14 protein-coding genes and 4 tRNA genes are annotated in these 15744 nt (G+C 58.8%); 5 read left to right on the top strand and 13 right to left on the bottom strand.

Annotated features, from left to right (window positions below):
- Positions 1-206: 206 nt before the first annotated feature.
- From BLW70_RS25910 to BLW70_RS25925, 4 genes are all read right to left on the bottom strand, one after another.
- Positions 207-283: transfer RNA gene (locus BLW70_RS25910), tRNA-Asp, on the bottom strand.
- A 19-nt stretch (positions 284-302) separates the two neighbouring features.
- Positions 303-378, bottom strand: a tRNA-Val gene (locus BLW70_RS25915).
- A gap of 199 nt (positions 379-577) precedes the next feature.
- Positions 578-654, bottom strand: a tRNA-Asp gene (locus BLW70_RS25920).
- A 19-nt stretch (positions 655-673) separates the two neighbouring features.
- Positions 674-749: transfer RNA gene (locus tag BLW70_RS25925), tRNA-Val, on the bottom strand.
- Positions 750-909: 160 nt separating this feature from the next.
- On the opposite strand from BLW70_RS25925, the gene rdgC reads away from it, so the two are divergent.
- From rdgC to sugE, 3 genes are all read left to right on the top strand, one after another.
- Positions 910-1830 (top strand): recombination-associated protein RdgC, encoded by a 921-nt coding sequence (gene rdgC / locus BLW70_RS25930; protein WP_074878865.1) that lies wholly within the window; start codon positions 910-912, stop codon positions 1828-1830.
- A 143-nt stretch (positions 1831-1973) separates the two neighbouring features.
- Positions 1974-2939, top strand: a complete 966-nt coding sequence (locus BLW70_RS25935) for a bile acid:sodium symporter family protein (protein WP_074878867.1) — start codon at positions 1974-1976, stop codon at positions 2937-2939.
- 119 nt (positions 2940-3058) lie between these two features.
- Positions 3059-3373: a quaternary ammonium compound efflux SMR transporter SugE gene (gene sugE, locus BLW70_RS25940; RefSeq protein WP_074878870.1), complete on the top strand. Its 315-nt coding sequence runs from the start codon at positions 3059-3061 to the stop codon at positions 3371-3373.
- 81 nt (positions 3374-3454) lie between these two features.
- Here the strand turns inward: sugE and BLW70_RS25945 are convergent, their stop codons facing one another.
- The 7 genes from BLW70_RS25945 to BLW70_RS25975 form a co-directional block, all read right to left on the bottom strand.
- Positions 3455-4216 carry an iron-containing redox enzyme family protein gene (locus tag BLW70_RS25945; RefSeq protein WP_413037955.1) on the bottom strand — a complete coding sequence of 254 codons (762 nt, stop codon included), beginning with the start codon at positions 4214-4216 and terminating at the stop codon, positions 3455-3457.
- A 78-nt stretch (positions 4217-4294) separates the two neighbouring features.
- The gene (locus tag BLW70_RS25950) at positions 4295-6754 is read right to left on the bottom strand and encodes an EAL domain-containing protein (protein WP_074878874.1); all 2460 of its coding nucleotides are present in this window, start codon (positions 6752-6754) and stop codon (positions 4295-4297) included.
- A 143-nt stretch (positions 6755-6897) separates the two neighbouring features.
- Complete coding sequence (locus BLW70_RS25955) at positions 6898-8715, bottom strand: ABC transporter ATP-binding protein (protein WP_074878876.1); 1818 nt, start codon at positions 8713-8715, stop codon at positions 6898-6900.
- Positions 8708-9310 carry a DsbA family protein gene (locus BLW70_RS25960; protein WP_173860450.1) on the bottom strand — a complete coding sequence of 201 codons (603 nt, stop codon included), beginning with the start codon at positions 9308-9310 and terminating at the stop codon, positions 8708-8710. The genes BLW70_RS25955 and BLW70_RS25960 overlap by 8 nt, the downstream gene beginning before the upstream one ends.
- A gap of 39 nt (positions 9311-9349) precedes the next feature.
- Positions 9350-10291: an oxygen-dependent tRNA uridine(34) hydroxylase TrhO gene (gene trhO, locus BLW70_RS25965; RefSeq protein ID WP_074878880.1), complete on the bottom strand. Its 942-nt coding sequence runs from the start codon at positions 10289-10291 to the stop codon at positions 9350-9352.
- Between the two features lie 150 nt (positions 10292-10441).
- Complete coding sequence (locus tag BLW70_RS25970; protein ID WP_074878882.1) at positions 10442-10741, bottom strand: BolA family protein; 300 nt, start codon at positions 10739-10741, stop codon at positions 10442-10444.
- A 12-nt stretch (positions 10742-10753) separates the two neighbouring features.
- Positions 10754-11275 (bottom strand): DUF2059 domain-containing protein, encoded by a 522-nt coding sequence (locus BLW70_RS25975; RefSeq protein WP_074878884.1) that lies wholly within the window; start codon positions 11273-11275, stop codon positions 10754-10756.
- 191 nt (positions 11276-11466) lie between these two features.
- Between BLW70_RS25975 and BLW70_RS25980 the strand changes: the two genes are divergently transcribed.
- On the top strand, positions 11467-12861 hold the full coding sequence (locus BLW70_RS25980) for a class II fumarate hydratase (RefSeq protein ID WP_074878886.1): 1395 nt from the start codon (positions 11467-11469) through the stop codon (positions 12859-12861).
- A gap of 115 nt (positions 12862-12976) precedes the next feature.
- Here the strand turns inward: BLW70_RS25980 and BLW70_RS25985 are convergent, their stop codons facing one another.
- Complete coding sequence (locus tag BLW70_RS25985; RefSeq protein ID WP_074878888.1) at positions 12977-13936, bottom strand: DMT family transporter; 960 nt, start codon at positions 13934-13936, stop codon at positions 12977-12979.
- Positions 13937-14147: 211 nt separating this feature from the next.
- Here BLW70_RS25985 and BLW70_RS25990 point away from each other — a divergent pair, with 211 nt between their 5' ends.
- Entirely contained in the window at positions 14148-14342 is a 195-nt protein-coding gene (locus tag BLW70_RS25990; protein ID WP_033055288.1) for a DUF6316 family protein, read from the top strand.
- Between the two features lie 120 nt (positions 14343-14462).
- Here BLW70_RS25990 and BLW70_RS25995 read toward each other — a convergent pair whose 3' ends face one another.
- On the bottom strand, positions 14463-15647 hold the full coding sequence (locus BLW70_RS25995; RefSeq protein ID WP_074878890.1) for a thiolase family protein: 1185 nt from the start codon (positions 15645-15647) through the stop codon (positions 14463-14465).
- Positions 15648-15744: the final 97 nt, after the last annotated feature.

Here is a 15744-nt window from a genome sequence, read left to right on the forward strand (position 1 = left end):
CTCGGTAGGCAATGAACTTGCTCCATGACAGGTATTGGTCATGGAGAACGCTGTCCATTGTCCGAAAGCTGCGTGCCTTGCAGGCACTACATAGTTATATCCACGGCACGCTGTGAAGGACTTCACCAAACCCCAGACAGCAAAAAGCCCGCATTAAGCGGGCTTTCTGTGGTGACCTGGCGTTCAGCGTTCCAGGTGACCGAATATGGCGCAGCGGACGGGACTCGAACCCGCGACCCCCGGCGTGACAGGCCGGTATTCTAACCGACTGAACTACCGCTGCGCGTAGCGTTGAAAGTAAGTGGTGGGTGATGACGGGATCGAACCGCCGACATTCTGCTTGTAAGGCAGACGCTCTCCCAGCTGAGCTAATCACCCTTTACCTTCGTTGCGGGGCGCATTGTGCCACAGATTTTCATAAAGTGTTGATTTAATTGAATATTTTTCAAAAAAATCTGAAAACCCATAAAACGACGCGACCAGCAGGAACAACTTGCAAACTTTTGACAGAAAAAAACCCGCGTTAAGCGGGCTTTTCCGTGGTGACCTGGCGTTCAGCGTTCCAGATAACCGAATATGGCGCAGCGGACGGGACTCGAACCCGCGACCCCCGGCGTGACAGGCCGGTATTCTAACCGACTGAACTACCGCTGCGCGTAACACTGGAAGCGAATGGTGGGTGATGACGGGATCGAACCGCCGACATTCTGCTTGTAAGGCAGACGCTCTCCCAGCTGAGCTAATCACCCTTCACTTTCGGTGTGGCGCGCATTCTACGGAGCGACCACATCTCTGGCAAGCACTTTTTAAATTAATTTTTTCAGGCCTTCCAAAGGCTTAGAGAAGGGTTGGCCTATGGCGCTGCGAAGAGAATAATGCCCCCCTTTGTATAAAGGAGAGACTCGCCCCATGTGGTTCAAAAACCTGCTTATCTATCGCCTGACCCAAGATCTGCCTTTTGATGCCGAGGCGTTGGAAACTGCACTGGCCACCAAACTGGCGCGTCCATGTGCAAGCCAGGAGTTGACCACCTACGGTTTCGTCGCGCCCTTCGGCAAGGGCGAAGATGCTCCGCTGGTGCACATCAGCGGCGACTTCCTGCTGATCGCTGCCCGTAAAGAAGAACGCATTCTGCCGGGCAGCGTCGTGCGCGACGCGGTAAAGGAAAAGGTCGAAGAGATCGAAGCCGAACAAATGCGCAAGGTCTACAAAAAAGAACGCGATCAGATCAAGGATGAAATCATCCAGGCCTTCCTGCCGCGGGCTTTTATTCGTCGTTCGTCGACTTTCGCTGCCATCGCGCCGAAGCAGGGCCTGATCCTGGTCAACTCGGCCAGCCCGAAACGTGCCGAAGACCTGTTGTCCACCCTGCGTGAAGTCATCGGCACACTGCCGGTACGTCCGCTGACCGTGAAGATGTCTCCTACCGCGACCATGACTGAATGGGTCACCACCCAGAAAGCCGCGAACGATTTCTTCGTGCTGGACGAGTGCGAGCTGCGTGATACCCATGAAGATGGCGGCATCGTGCGTTGCAAGCGCCAGGACCTGACCAGCGAAGAAATCCAACTGCATCTGAGCACCGGCAAAGTGGTCACTCAGCTGTCGCTGGCCTGGCAGGACAAGCTGTCTTTCGTTCTTGACGACAAGATGGTGGTCAAGCGCCTGAAGTTCGAAGACCTGCTGCAAGACCAGGCGGAACAGGACGGTGGCGAAGAAGCCCTCGGCCAACTGGACGCCAGCTTCACCCTGATGATGCTGACCTTCGGCGACTTCCTGCCATCGATGGTTGAAGCGCTGGGTGGTGAAGAGACTCCGCAGGGGATCTAAAAGGTAAAAGGTCATCCCTGTGGGAGCGAGCCTGCTCGCGATGGCGTCATCACGATCAACATGTATGTTGACTGTGAAACCGCTATCGCGAGCAGGCTCGCTCCCACATTTTTATGGGTTACTCAAAGAACAAGGATCAGGCCATGCGCGCACTGGCTGCATTGAGTCGTTTTGTCGGCAACACCTTCGCTTACTGGGTATTGATTTTCGCCGTCGTGGCGTTCCTGCAACCGTCCTGGTTCATCGGCCTGAAGGGCGCAATCGTGCCGCTGTTGGGCCTGGTGATGTTCGGCATGGGCCTGACCCTCAAGCTCGAAGACTTCGCCGAAGTCGCTCGCCATCCATGGCGCGTGGCCTTGGGCGTGGTTGCGCATTTTGTGATCATGCCCGGTGTGGCGTGGTTGCTTTGCCAGGCTTTCCACTTGCCGCCGGAGATCGCTGTCGGCGTCATCCTGGTCGGCTGCTGCCCTAGCGGCACTTCGTCGAACGTGATGACCTGGCTGGCCCGCGGCGATCTGGCGCTGTCGGTGGCCATTGCCGCTGTCACCACCCTCCTCGCCCCGCTTTTGACCCCGGCTCTGATCTGGCTGCTGGCCTCAGCCTGGTTGCCGGTGTCGTTCATGGAGCTGTTCTGGTCGATCCTGCAAGTGGTGCTGCTGCCGATCGTGCTTGGCGTGGTTGCCCAGCGCCTGCTGGGTGATTGGGTTCGCCACGCGATAGACGTGTTGCCACTGGTGTCGGTGGTGAGCATCGTAATCATCGTCACAGCCGTGGTGGCCGCCAGCCAGACGAAGATTGCCGAATCCGGCCTGCTGATCATGGCCGTGGTGATGCTGCACAACAGCTTTGGCTATCTGCTGGGTTACTTCACCGCAAGGTTGTTCAAATTGCCACTGGCCCAGCGTAAATCCCTGGCACTGGAAGTCGGCATGCAGAACTCCGGGTTGGGTGCAGCGCTGGCCAGTGCACACTTTTCACCGCTGGCGGCGGTGCCGAGTGCGTTGTTCAGCGTCTGGCACAATATCTCCGGGGCGCTGCTCTCGACATATTTCCGCCGGATGAGCGAGAAAGAAGATCGGGAAACAGCGGCGCAGCAGGCTATCGACTGATCCGAAAACTTGATCCCCGGGTTAATGATGGGCACTCTATTGCAAAACGCGAGGACGACCTCGCGGCTCGATCGAGTCATTAATCTGGGGACGACCCCGTCAATCGATGGAGGTCTCTCATGTCCTGGATCATTCTGTTTTTCGCCGGCCTGTTCGAAGTTGGCTGGGCCGTCGGCCTGAAATACACCGATGGCTTCAGCCGCCCTCTCCCCACCGCATTGACCGTTGCCGCCATGGCGATCAGCCTTGGCTTGCTGGGCCTTGCCATGAAGGAATTGCCGCTGGGCACGGCCTATGCGATCTGGACGGGTGTCGGTGCGGTCGGGACGGTCATTGCCGGGATCATCCTGTTCGGTGAATCCATGGCGTTGTTCAGGCTCGCCAGTGTCGCGTTGATCATTTCCGGGCTGATTGGGCTGAAGATCAGCGCCTGACTGTTGTTGACTGCCAATACAAAAAAGCCCGCCTCCCTAGACGAGGGAGAGCGGGCTTTTTCAATGGCGTGTATCAGCCGATCAGCTCTCGGCCAGTTCCATGCGCTCACGCGCGACAGGTGCCTTTTGCGCATGCTCAAGCTGCATGCAGCGCTCCAGGAACAGGAACATGTAGTCGTAGCTCTTGCACACGGCCTGACGCAGTTCCACTTGCAGGGATTTACTAGGGTTCATACCCGCCAACGTGCAGATGATTTCCAGGGCTTCCCACGGATGGGCATCGTCGTACTGGGCATGCATCTTCAACCACTTCATGGCCCGCTTGCGATCTTCCTCCGGGAAAGAGGCCGCGTAGATACCATTGGAACAGACCAGCGCCGACCATTCCCCGGTCGCGCCTTCAATGGCGTAGTTGGTGGCGGCAATGGCAACAATCAGTGAATCCGCTGAACTGGTGTGCCAGCACCAATGGCTCAAGGCGTGAAGTTCAGGGGCAACTTTTTGCGCTTGCAGATCTTCCAGGCTGACACCGTGAGCACGGCTCCAGTGCACCCAGTAATCGGCATGGTTCAATTCGACGCGTATGTTACGCATCAACCAGCGACGAGCCATGTCTTCACCTGGATGGCGGGCGAAGCGTGTCTTGGTCAGGTTTTGTGCCATATATAACGCGAACTGTTCAACTACCGGCCAGCCACCAATCAGGTACTGGCGCATGGTCTTTGCACTGAGTTTGTTATCACGCAGTCGCTGATACAGTTCGTGTTCGACAACCCGGCGTTTGCTCTCGCTGCAATCCTGGATCAGGCGTTGAGCCCAGACGGGATAACTTGCAGCGTCCATGAGTGGTCCGGTTCGGTTGAATGTGTCGATCACTGTCGAGCTCCTTTTGATTGTGATTATAAGGATCAGCAAGAGATTTCAACGGAACGTGCCAGGCGCCTTGAACAACAAAGGCTGTGGCCTGGCGGGACGACTTTGTAAACTGTCGCAGGTAAACAAATGCGGGCGTTCAATAACATACCCTTGAGCGTAATCCACCCCGATCTCCAACAGTGCCTGCTCGATCTGGGGTGTTTCAACAAACTCGGCAATCGTACGCTTACCCATAACATGACCGATGTGATTGATCACTTCGACCATGGCGCGGTTAATCGGGTCGTCCAACATATCCTTTACGAAACTCCCGTCGATCTTCAAGAAGTCTACAGGTAAATGTTTCAAGTATGCGAATGAGGACATTCCGGCGCAAAAGTCATCCAGTGAAAAGTGGCAACCTAAGCCTTTGAGTTCATTAATAAATCTGATTGCACTTCCAAGATTTGAAATAGCACTGGTTTCAGTGATTTCAAAACAAATCATTTCAGGCGGTATGGAGTAAGTAACAAACTGTTCACGCAGGAAGTGCAGAAACGCCTCATCTCCGATAGTTGTGCCTGACAGATTAATCGCACACATGGCCAATGGGCCTTTGTGCTGTTCGGCTATGCATTGGGCAATAATTTTGAATACGTTCTGTACCACCCAGCGATCAAGGGATGTCATCAGACCATATCGCTCAGCAGCCGGAATAAAACTGTCGGGCAATATCATGCGTCCGGCTTCGTCATGCAGGCGCAACAGAATTTCGATATGTCCACCGCCCTTCTCGACATGACCAAGTGGCGCGATTTCCTGGGCATACAAACAGAAACGGTCTTCTTCCAGTGCGATGTGCAAGCGCTGTACCCAAGCCATCTCGCCGAAGCGCAGGGACAGTTCCGAATCATCGGCGTGATAGACCTGAACCCGATTGCGCCCCTTTTCCTTTGCCATGTAGCAGGCCATGTCGGCAGCGCGCAGCGAGGCCTCGAGGGTGGTCGGATTCTGAGCAACGTGAACCAGCCCGATGCTCACCGTGGTTACAAAGGGTCGGCCTTTCCAGACGAAGTGCAGGTTCTGCACAGTCTGACGCAGGCCCTCGGCGATTTTCTCGGCGGCTTCCGGGGCGCAGTTCTCCAGCAGGATGCCAAACTCGTCGCCACCCAGGCGGGCCAGGGTATCGCCTTCGCGCAAACCGGACTGCAACAGTGCGCAGATATGCCGCAGCAATTCATCACCCGCTGCATGGCCACAGGTATCGTTGACCAGTTTGAACTGATCCAGATCGAGGAACATCAGCGCATGGCGCCCCGGCTGACGTGTCAGGTTGTGCAGCGCCTGCTCCAGGCGATATTCGAACTCGCGGCGGTTGGCGAGCCCGGTCAAGGCGTCATGGGTCGCCTGCCAGGACAGATTGGCAATGTATTGCCGCTCCTGGGTCATGTCGTGCAGCACCAACACCGTGCCGCTGACCTTGCCGGCGTTGCGGATCGGCGCACCGACCAGGGTCACCGAAACCGTGCTGCCATCCAGGCGCTGGATCAGTTTTGAGTGTTCGCTGCCACCGCTCAGCTGTCCGCTCAAAATGTGCTCGATCAACGTGAAACCATCGGCCTGAGCGTTCTCGTCCAATAGATTGAACAGCGCCGCCAGCGGCAAACCCGTCGCCTGTTCGGCTTTCCAGTGCGTCAACGCCTCGGCGGCCGGATTCATGTAGGCAATCGCTCCGTCGACATTCGTGGTGATCACGCCATCGCCGATCGATTGCAAAGTGATTTGTGCCCGGTCTTTCTCCAACTGCAAAGCGTCGGCGAAGGCATGGCGCTGCTTGAGCAATTTGTGCGTGCGCATCAAGGCCAGGAGGATCAATCCCAGAGCCGTGGCGAGGTTGGTCACCAGCAACACCCGCAGGATCCTCCGCGAGCCTTCACCCAAGGCATCGCTGAAGGCCTTCGCCGCCGGTGTCACACTTTCGTTGATGAGGAATATCTGTTCCTTCCAGCGCTTGATATCGGCAGCGCTGGCCTGGCGGGTGGTGACGCGCTGATGCATTTCCCGCGCAATGGCATCGAGTTGCACCAGATACGCATCCCCCACCCTCCAGAGGTCAATGGCTTTCTCGTGGTAACTGAAGTGCCGGAAATTCAGGTACAGCCAGATCACACTATCGATGTCATCCGGGTGGTTGCCGCCTTTGAGGATCGCCGCGCGCGCGGCTTCGATATTCGGCGGCTGATGATCCAGCGCCACACGCAACTCGTGGCCCCCTTGGGGCACGGCAATGGCGTTCTGGTATTTGAGGAAAATCGCCTCGTCGCGACTGTCGGCGTAAAGATTGAGGTAATAAATGGCGTCTTTCTGGCCTTTGGACCACAGGCTTTCACCGGCAACGTAGCCGCGAACCGCCGACAGAACGTACAGGCTCACGCCGCCCAACAGGGCCTGAAATAACACAACGGCGATAAATGGCCAGACAATGCCCAACAACCGTGGCGTTCCGAGAGTCCGCGTTTGTTTCATGAGATCCCTTGCATTAGCACTGCTTGATCGTCTTCCGGACGAAATCGCTACAGCTAGACTAGGGTGCGTTCCCGGTTCCGGCAAGCGGAGGATCCGCCTCGGCACCCTCTGAACATCGCCCTATATAGGTACGCGGCACCGACCTAATGCTGCTGCAAATGCCCATAAAGCTTGGCGTACAAACCACCCTCGGCAATCAGTTGCTGATGGTCGCCATCCTCGGCAATTTGTCCGCCATCGAATACCAGCACCCGGTCGGCCTGTTTCACCGCCGATAATCGGTGCGCAATGATCAGCGTGGTGCGATTGCTCAGGAACCGCGCCAGCGCCTGGTGAAGGTTGTATTCGGTGGCGGCATCCAGTGCCGAAGTGGCCTCGTCGAGGATCACTACCTTGGGTTCGGCCAACACCATCCGCGCAATGGCCAGGCGTTGGCGCTGGCCGCCGGACAAACGCACGCCGGAACGCCCGACGATACTGTCCAGGCCATTGGGCAACTCTCGAATCGTGGCGTGCAATTGCGCGATTTCCAGCGCTTGCCAACAGGCTTCGTCACTGCGCTCACGGCCCATGGTCAGGTTGGCGCGCACGGTATCGTTGAACAGCGCCGGGTGTTGCAAGACCACGGCGACGTTCTCCCGCACGGTTTCCAGGCCGATCTCTTGCTGGGTGGAACCGCCGAAGCGGATCGTCCCGGAGAGCGGCGTGTACAGGCCCAGCAGCAACTGCACCAGCGTGCTTTTGCCACCACCGCTGGCGCCGACGATCGCGACTTTTTCGCCGGGGGCGATCGACAGGTCCATCTGGTTCAACACCAACTCGTCGCCGTAACCGAAACTCAATCCCTGGACTTCAATGCCCACGGTTTCGCGACCGTGGAACGGGTCCACTCCGCCCGGGTATTCAGGTTCATCGGCCCGGGCCAGCAGCTCGTTGATCCGCGACAGCGCGCCGCCGGCGGCGTAGTAGGCGTACTGCAGATTCAGCAGCTGTTCCACCGGACCGATCATGAACCACAGATAGCTGAACACCGCGAGCATCTGGCCGATGGACAGGTCGGAAAACAGCACGGTGAGCATCGCCGCCGCACGGAAAATATCGATGCCGAACTGGAACAGCAAGCCGCTGGCACGGTTCGAAGCATCGGTTTTCCACTGCGAGTTCACCGCGTAATCGCGTACGTCCCGGGCGCGCTGCCCCAGGCGCCCGAGGAAAAAACCCTGACGGTTGCCGGCACGCACTTCCTGAATGGCATCGAGGGTTTCGGTGAGTGCCTGGGTAAAGCGCGAGGTACTGTCGTTCTCGAGTTTCTTCAGGTGCTTGACCCGCTTGCCCAGCAATACCGTGGCGTAGATCACCAGCGGGTTGAACAGCATGATCAGTAGCGCCAGCTTCCAGTGCATCCAGATCAGAATGCTCGCGGTGCCGACCAGGGTCAGCATGGCGACCAGGAAACGGCTGAGGGTTTCGCCGACGAATTTGTCCACAGTGTCGAGGTCGGTGACCAGGTGCGTGGTCACCGTGCCGCTGCCCAGGCTTTCGTATTCGCCCAGGGAAATGCGCTTGAGCCGATCGATCAGCCGTGTGCGAATGCGGTACACGATGTCCTTGGCCAGTGCCGCAAACAACTTCGCCTGAACCACGTTGAACAACAAGGCGCCACAACGCAGCAACAAGGTCACCAGCAGCATCAGGCCGATATAGCCCGACGCTTTCTGCCAGCCGTCGGGCAGCGCGTGGTTCATGATCTTCAGCGCAGAGTCGCCATGGCCCAGCAGCACTTCGTCCACCAGCAACGGCAAGAGCAAGGGAATCGGCACGCTGCACAAGGTGGCCAACACGGCCACGCCGTTGGCGATCCACAGGGATTTTTTGTGATGCAGCGCCAGGCGACGGATTTCCGCCCAGCTCAGACGGTCGACACGTGTAGCGGTTGCGGCTTCGTCAGGCTGGTCATGCACAGGCAGCGCGCTCCAGCCAGCGGCCGAGCAACGGTGACAATACGCTGAGCGGCTGATAGCCATTGGTCAACAGCGCCAATTGACCATTACGCTCAGCCAGCAAGGTAGGGAAACCGGCAATGCCCAGGTCCTGGACCCAGGTGAAATCGGCCGCTGTCGCGGCGTGCTGATCGGCACGGTCGAACGCGGCGGCGAACTCGATACGTGGCAGACCGGCCTGCTCCGCCAGCTCCACCAGGACACTGGCGTGAGTGACGTCGCGACCTTCGGCGTAAAACGCATGCTGAATCAGCCCCAGCAGTTTCCATGCGCAATCCGGCGCCAGGCTGCGCGCGGTCACCAGTGCCCGACAGGCAGGTTCGGTGTCGTAGACAAACCCGGCGGGCAATGCGCCTTCCAGCTTGAACGGTTGCCCCGTGGCTTCGGTGACCGCTTGCCAATGCTCAAGGATGTAGCGCCGGGTGGTCGGCTCCAGCGCGGAACCGCTGCCGGTACGCAAACCGCCCACCACCAGGTGCACGTCCACCCCCGCTGCTTGCGCCTGCTCGACCAGCGCGTTGGCCACCGGCGCGAAGCCCCAGCACCAGGAGCACATCGGGTCCATCACATAAAGCAGGCGTTGCGCAGACATGGTTCAAGCCTCGGAAGGAGTTTGCTTGTAGTTGTAGCCGATCGGGTGCGGCAGGTTGCGCGCCTTGGCCAGTTCGATCTGCTTTTGCCGGTCGATGGCACTGCGACGGGTCTTCTCGCTCAGCTTATCCCAGCAATGCGGGCAACTGATGCCGGCCACGTAGTGCTCGGACGCGCGGTCGGAGGCGCTGACAGGCGTACGGCAGGCATGGCATTGATCGTAGTCGCCTTCGCTGAGGTCATGACGCACGGTCACACGGTTGTCGAACACGAAGCAGTCGCCCTGCCATTTGGTTTCTTCCTGCGGCACCTCTTCGAGGTATTTCAGAATGCCGCCCTTGAGGTGATAGACCTCGTCGAAACCCTGGCTGAGCATGTAGCTCGAAGCCTTTTCGCAACGAATGCCGCCGGTGCAGAACATCGCGACTTTCTTGTGCACGGCCGGGTCGAAATGGGCTTTGATGTAGTCGGGGAATTCGCGAAAACTGGTGGTCTTCGGGTCGATGGCGCCTTCAAAGGTGCCGATCGAGACTTCGTAGTCGTTGCGGGTGTCGATCAACAGCACTTCAGGATCGCTGATCAGCGCGTTCCAGTTCTGCGGATCCACATAGGTGCCAACCTTTTTGTTCGGGTCTACGCCTTCGACGCCGAGGGTGACGATTTCTTTCTTGAGTTTGACTTTGGTGCGATAGAACGGCTGGTCGTCGCAGTACGACTCTTTGTGGTCGATGTCGTCCATGCGCGGGTCGTTCTTCAGCCAGGCCATCAGCCCGTCAATGCCTTCGCGGCTGCCGGACACGGTGCCGTTGATGCCTTCTTCGGCGATCAGCAGGGTGCCTTTGATGCCGTTGTCGACCATCGCTTGCAGCAGTGGCTCGCGCAGGGCGACGTAATCTTCCAGGGTGACGAACTTATACAGTGCCGCCACGACAATCTGTTGTGTCATGGGTGATTCTCCAGGTGGCTACCCTCGTAAGGGGTGAACCGGATGCGAAAAAAAACGCGCCGGGTGAGCGGCGCGTTGCGGATTCTAGCAAAAACGGTGTGGTTTAGGACTGCGATCTGCAGGCTTGGCACAGCCCATCAACCCTTCACATCAATGCTTGCTGCCGCCAGCACAGGTCGGCGAGGCCGGAGCCGCGTCGATCTGTGCCCATTCCTCTGGCGTGTAGGTATGCAGCGCCAACGCATGGAACTCGCCCATCAGCTCGCCGAGCGTGCCGTAGACTTTCTGGTGACGCTTGACGCGGTTGAGCCCTTCAAACTGCTGGCTGACCACCACGGCCTTGAAGTGGGTCTGCAACCCACGGCTGTGCATGTGGCTTTCATCCAGCACTTGCAGATGCAGCGGCTGCAACAGGCTCAGCGTTGATTCGATGCGTTGTTGCATGGTCATACCGAACTCCGCTTAAGGCTTTTTCTTGGCAGGAGCGGCGCCTTTAGGCTCCAGCTCGGCCGTCATGTCAGCCAGCAGCTTGTTGACCACAGGCACCGCGCTTTCCAGCTTGGCTTGAGTCATCTGGGCCGATTGCTGAGTCAGCTGCGGCATTTTTTCCAGGACTTTCTTGCCCAGTGGCGACTTGTAGAACGCGACCAGGTCTTTCAGCTCGGATTCGCTGAAGTTGGTGGTGTAGAGCTTGACCATGTCCGGCTTCAGCTTGTTCCAGCCAATGGCTTGGTCCAGCGCGGCGTTGGCTTTGGCCTGGTAAGTTTCCAGCAAGGCTTTTTTCGACTCGGGGGCTTTGGTTTGCTCAAAGCGCTGAGCGAACATTTGCTGCACTTGCATGTACACCGGAGTGCCCAATTTGTCAGCGTGCGCCAGGGTCAGGAAAGCTTCGGCACTGGCGTTGTGGCTGGCGGTATCGGCAAGAACCTGGCCGCTGGCGCAAACCAGTGCAACCGCGGTACAGATGGCACGAAGACGAGTCATCGAGTTTCCTTTTCTAGCAGGCGAGGCAAAACCTCAAGGGCGACCATTCTGCACCTAAAAAACTGTGTCACTCAACCCCAAGCCTTGTCGCACCTGATTTAGAGGGGCTGAACGGTCAAAAAACAGACTGATGGAACCACGGCCGGCGATCACGGCCTAAACTGCGCTATCGACCTACAGGAGTGTGCATGATGAGCCGTATCGAAACCGACAGCCTTGGCCAGGTTGAAGTCCCGGATGAAGCCTACTGGGGCGCTCAGACGCAACGCTCGCTGATTAACTTCGCCATCGGCAACGAAAAAATGCCGCTGGCGGTGCTGCATGCCCTGGCGCTGATCAAGAAAGCCGCGGCGCGGGTCAATGACCGCAATGGTGACCTGCCCGCCGACATCGCCCGGCTGATCGAACAGGCCGCCGACGAAGTGCTCGACGGCAGCCATGACGACCAGTTCCCGCTGGTGGTCTGGCAGACCGGCAGCGGCACCCAGAGCAATATGAACGTCAACGAAGTGATCGCCGGTCGCGCCAACGAACTGGCCGGTAATGCTCGCGGCGGCAAGTCGCCGGTTCACCCTAACGATCACGTCAACCGCTCCCAGAGTTCCAACGACTGCTTCCCGACCGCCATGCACATCGCGGCCGCCCAGGCGGTGCAACAGCATTTGTTGCCGGCGATCAACGAACTGTCGGGCGGATTGGCCGAGCTGTCTGCGCGGCACATGAAACTGGTCAAGACCGGCCGCACCCACATGATGGACGCGACGCCGATCACCTTCGGCCAGGAACTGTCGGCCTTCATCGCGCAACTGGATTACGCCGAGCGGGCGATTCGCAGTGCGCTGCCCGCCGTCTGTGAACTGGCCCAGGGCGGCACCGCAGTCGGCACCGGGCTGAATTCGCCCCACGGTTTTGGCGAAGCCATCGCTGCCGAACTGGCCGCCCTCTCCGGCCTGCCGTTCGTCACCGCACCCAACAAGTTTGCGGCCCTGGCTGGCCATGAGCCGTTGACCACGCTGTCCGGCGCGCTGAAAACCCTCGCCGTGACCCTGATGAAAATCGCCAACGACCTGCGCCTGCTGGGCTCCGGACCGCGAGCAGGCTTTGCCGAAGTGAAATTGCCGGCCAACGAACCAGGCAGCTCGATCATGCCGGGCAAGGTCAATCCGACTCAGTGCGAAGCCCTGTCGATGCTGGCGTGCCAGGTATTGGGCAACGACGTCGCCATCGGGTTTGCCGCGAGCCAGGGGCACCTGCAACTGAACGTGTTCAAACCGGTGATCATCCACAACCTGCTGCAATCGATCCGCCTGCTTGGCGATGGATGCAGCAACTTCCAGCAGCATTGCATCACCGGTCTGGAACCGGATGCAGAGAAAATGGCTGAGCATTTGGAGCGTGGATTGATGTTGGTGACGGCGCTGAATCCGCACATTGGCTATGACAAATCGGCGGAAATCGCCAAGAAGGCGTACGCGGAAGGGCTGACCTTGCGTGAGGCGGCGTTGCAGTTGGGGTACCTGACGGATGAAGAGTTTGATGCGTGGGTAAGGCCGGAGAATATGCTCGAGGCGGGTGCCAAAGGCTGACCTGACTGATCGTTCCCACGCTCCGCGTGGGAATGCAGCCCGGGACGCTCCGCGTCCCTGCCGAAGCGGACGCGGAGCGTCCATTGAGGCATTCCCACGCAGAGCGTGGGAACGATCATCCGACCGCTATTCGGGCCTTTCGAGCCCTGAGCCCCGCAATCAGCGACGGCCCCAACGCCACCAGCGCCGACCCCAGCACCACCAGCACCGCCCCGCCATACCCCAGACCATTGATCGTCTCGGCATGCACATACTCCGGCCACATCCACGCCGCCACGGCCACCGCAGCGAATGTCACCAACGGCGTGATCGCCAGCGTCGCACTGACCCGCGATGCCTCCCAATGCGCCAGGGCTTCGGCAAAGGCGCCATAGGCGATCAGGGTGTTCATGCAGCACGCCAGCAGCAGCCAGCCTTGCAGCGGGCTCAGTTGCAGCGCTTCCAGCGGGTGCACCCACGGCGTCAGCAACAACGCGCAGAACAGATAGATCACCATCATCACCTGCAGCGAATTCCATACCGTGAGCAGTTGCTTCTGGCCCAAGGCGTAAAACGTCCAGACCGTGGACGCCAATAACACCAGCAGCACGCCGGCGGTGTAATCGGTCAGCGAGGTCAGCAATTCGGCCAGCCGCTGATTGAAAAACAGGGCAAAGCCGATTAGCAGCACCAGCAGGCCAATCCCCTGCCCCACGCTGAACCGTTCCTTGAACACAAACAGACTGGCGATCAGCAACATAATCGGCCCCATCTGCACCACCAGTTGCGCGGTGCCGGGGCTGAGCAGGTTCAGGCCCATCAGGTACAGCACGTAGTTGCCCACCAGGCCGAGCACCGCCATCAACACCAACCAGCCACCACGCGGCCCGAGCACCTTGCGGCTCGGCAGGCGCTTGGTCGCCGCCAGATAAATGAACAGGCAGCCGCCGGATACGATCAGGCGAAACCAGGTCACCGTCACCGGGTCCATCACCAGCAGCACTTGCTTGAGTTTGATCGGCAGGATTCCCCACAACAGCGCGGTCACCAAGGCCAGGAACAGACCGTAAACCCAGCGACCCGATGAAATGTGCATTGCGAACCCCGAAGCCAAGTGGCGAGAACCGTCATTCTAGGCTCAGACCTGTTCAGCACACAGGGACAGTTGGGCGCTGGCCGCGAATGAAACTGTGCAGGTCGCACCATTAAATTGGCGCTATGCCGTCGATCGGCTGGCCAGGCGTCGCAAGTGGTTCATGCATAAGCTCATGGAATTCGCCAACAGGAACATTCCCCAGGAGATCGCCATGTACGGCAAACGCGCCCAGGACAATGCCCCCGCCACTCACTTTCGCTGTGACCGGGTGTGTCGTGTGAATGGGGATTTGTATTTCAGCACCCGGGAAAACACCCTGGAGGGGCCGTTTGAAAATCCGGAGAAGTTGGCGCGCGAGGTACAGGCTTACATTGAGCGGATGCTGCTTTTGCGGATGAGCCTGTAGACCGCGGCGCGGCCATCGCGAGCAGGCTCACTCCCACATTGGATCTATGTCACACCAGATCCCTCTGGGAGTGAGCCTGCTCGCGATAGCGGCTAACCAGGCAACACAAATCTTGCAGTCTTAACGCACTGCTTCAAACAACCCGGTCGCCCCCATGCCGCCACCTACACACATGGTGACGATACCGTAACGCACATTGCGGCGCTGCAATTCACGCACCAGATGCCCGACCTGACGCGAGCCGGTCATGCCGAACGGATGGCCGATGGAAATCGAGCCGCCATTGACGTTGTACTTGTCGTTATCGATCTCCAGCCGAATGCGGCTGTACAGGCATTGCGAGGCGAACGCTTCGTTGAGTTCCCACAGATCAATGTCGCCAATTCGCAAACCCTTGGCCTTGAGCAACTTCGGCACCGAAAACACCGGGCCGATGCCCATTTCATCCGGCTCGCAACCGGCCACGGTGAAACCACGGAAGAACGCCTTCGGTTTCAACCCCAGTTCCAGTGCTTTTTCCAGGCTCATCACCAGCGTCATCGACGCGCCATCGGACAGCTGCGAAGAGTTGCCCGCCGTCACCGAACCGTCTTCGGCAAACACCGGTTTCAATCCCGCCAGGCTTTCCAGGGTGGTACCCGGGCGGTTGCAGTCATCGTGGTCGACGATGCCGTCGAGGATCTGCACCTGACCGGTGGCCTTGTCTTCAACCCGATACTTCACCGCCATCGGCACGATTTCATCGTCAAACAATCGATCGGCCTGAGCCTGAGCGGTACGTCGCTGACTTTGCAGCGCGTACAGATCCTGTTCTTCGCGGCTGACGTTGTAACGACGAGCGACGATTTCGGCGGTCTGGCCCATCGGGAAATAAATGCCCGGCACCTGCTCTTTCAGCAGCGGGTTGATCAGGTTGTCGGTGTTGATGCTTTTCATGGTCAGGCTGATGGACTCGACGCCACCGGCGACGATGATGTCGCTGCAACCCGAGGCGATCTGGTTGGCGGCGATGGCGATCGCCTGCAAGCCCGACGAGCAAAAACGGTTGAGGGTCATGCCGGCAGTGCCGGTGCCCAGGCGCGACAGCACCGCGATGTTGCGTCCGATGTTGAAGCCCTGGCCACCTTCATTGGAACCGGCACCGACGATGCAATCCTCGACGCTGGCCGGGTCGATGCCCGAACGCGCCAGCAGCGCATTGACGCAATGGGCCGCCATGTCGTCCGGGCGGGTCATGTTGAACTTGCCGCGAAAGGATTTGGCCAGGCCGGTCCGCACACTGTCGACGATCACCACTTCACGCATGGCATACCTCATTGTTGTTGTCGGTTGGGAGTGGACCGAGCATAAGTCCACTGCATTACCGACCGCGACAATCATTCACCCCGTGTATGCGTAACCA

This window comes from Pseudomonas frederiksbergensis (assembly GCF_900105495.1).
Lineage (GTDB): Bacteria > Pseudomonadota > Gammaproteobacteria > Pseudomonadales > Pseudomonadaceae > Aquipseudomonas > Aquipseudomonas frederiksbergensis.

Bases quoted from the DNA above. Each gene is read 5' to 3' on its own strand.
- sugE (WP_074878870.1), top strand. From the start codon at position 3,059: ATGTCCTGGATCATTCTGTTTTTCGCCGGCCTGTTCGAAGTTGGCTGG.
- BLW70_RS25935 (WP_074878867.1), top strand. From the start codon at position 1,974: ATGCGCGCACTGGCTGCATTGAGTCGTTTTGTCGGCAACACCTTCGCT.
- rdgC (WP_074878865.1), top strand. From the start codon at position 910: ATGTGGTTCAAAAACCTGCTTATCTATCGCCTGACCCAAGATCTGCCT.
- BLW70_RS25970 (WP_074878882.1), bottom strand. From the start codon at position 10,741: ATGACCATGCAACAACGCATCGAATCAACGCTGAGCCTGTTGCAGCCG.
- BLW70_RS25990 (WP_033055288.1), top strand. From the start codon at position 14,148: ATGTACGGCAAACGCGCCCAGGACAATGCCCCCGCCACTCACTTTCGC.
- trhO (WP_074878880.1), bottom strand. From the start codon at position 10,291: ATGACACAACAGATTGTCGTGGCGGCACTGTATAAGTTCGTCACCCTG.
- BLW70_RS25975 (WP_074878884.1), bottom strand. From the start codon at position 11,275: ATGACTCGTCTTCGTGCCATCTGTACCGCGGTTGCACTGGTTTGCGCC.
- BLW70_RS25995 (WP_074878890.1), bottom strand. From the start codon at position 15,647: ATGCGTGAAGTGGTGATCGTCGACAGTGTGCGGACCGGCCTGGCCAAA.
- BLW70_RS25980 (WP_074878886.1), top strand. From the start codon at position 11,467: ATGAGCCGTATCGAAACCGACAGCCTTGGCCAGGTTGAAGTCCCGGAT.
- BLW70_RS25985 (WP_074878888.1), bottom strand. From the start codon at position 13,936: ATGCACATTTCATCGGGTCGCTGGGTTTACGGTCTGTTCCTGGCCTTG.
- BLW70_RS25950 (WP_074878874.1), bottom strand. From the start codon at position 6,754: ATGAAACAAACGCGGACTCTCGGAACGCCACGGTTGTTGGGCATTGTC.
- BLW70_RS25960 (WP_173860450.1), bottom strand. From the start codon at position 9,310: ATGTGCTCCTGGTGCTGGGGCTTCGCGCCGGTGGCCAACGCGCTGGTC.
- BLW70_RS25945 (WP_413037955.1), bottom strand. From the start codon at position 4,216: ATGGACGCTGCAAGTTATCCCGTCTGGGCTCAACGCCTGATCCAGGAT.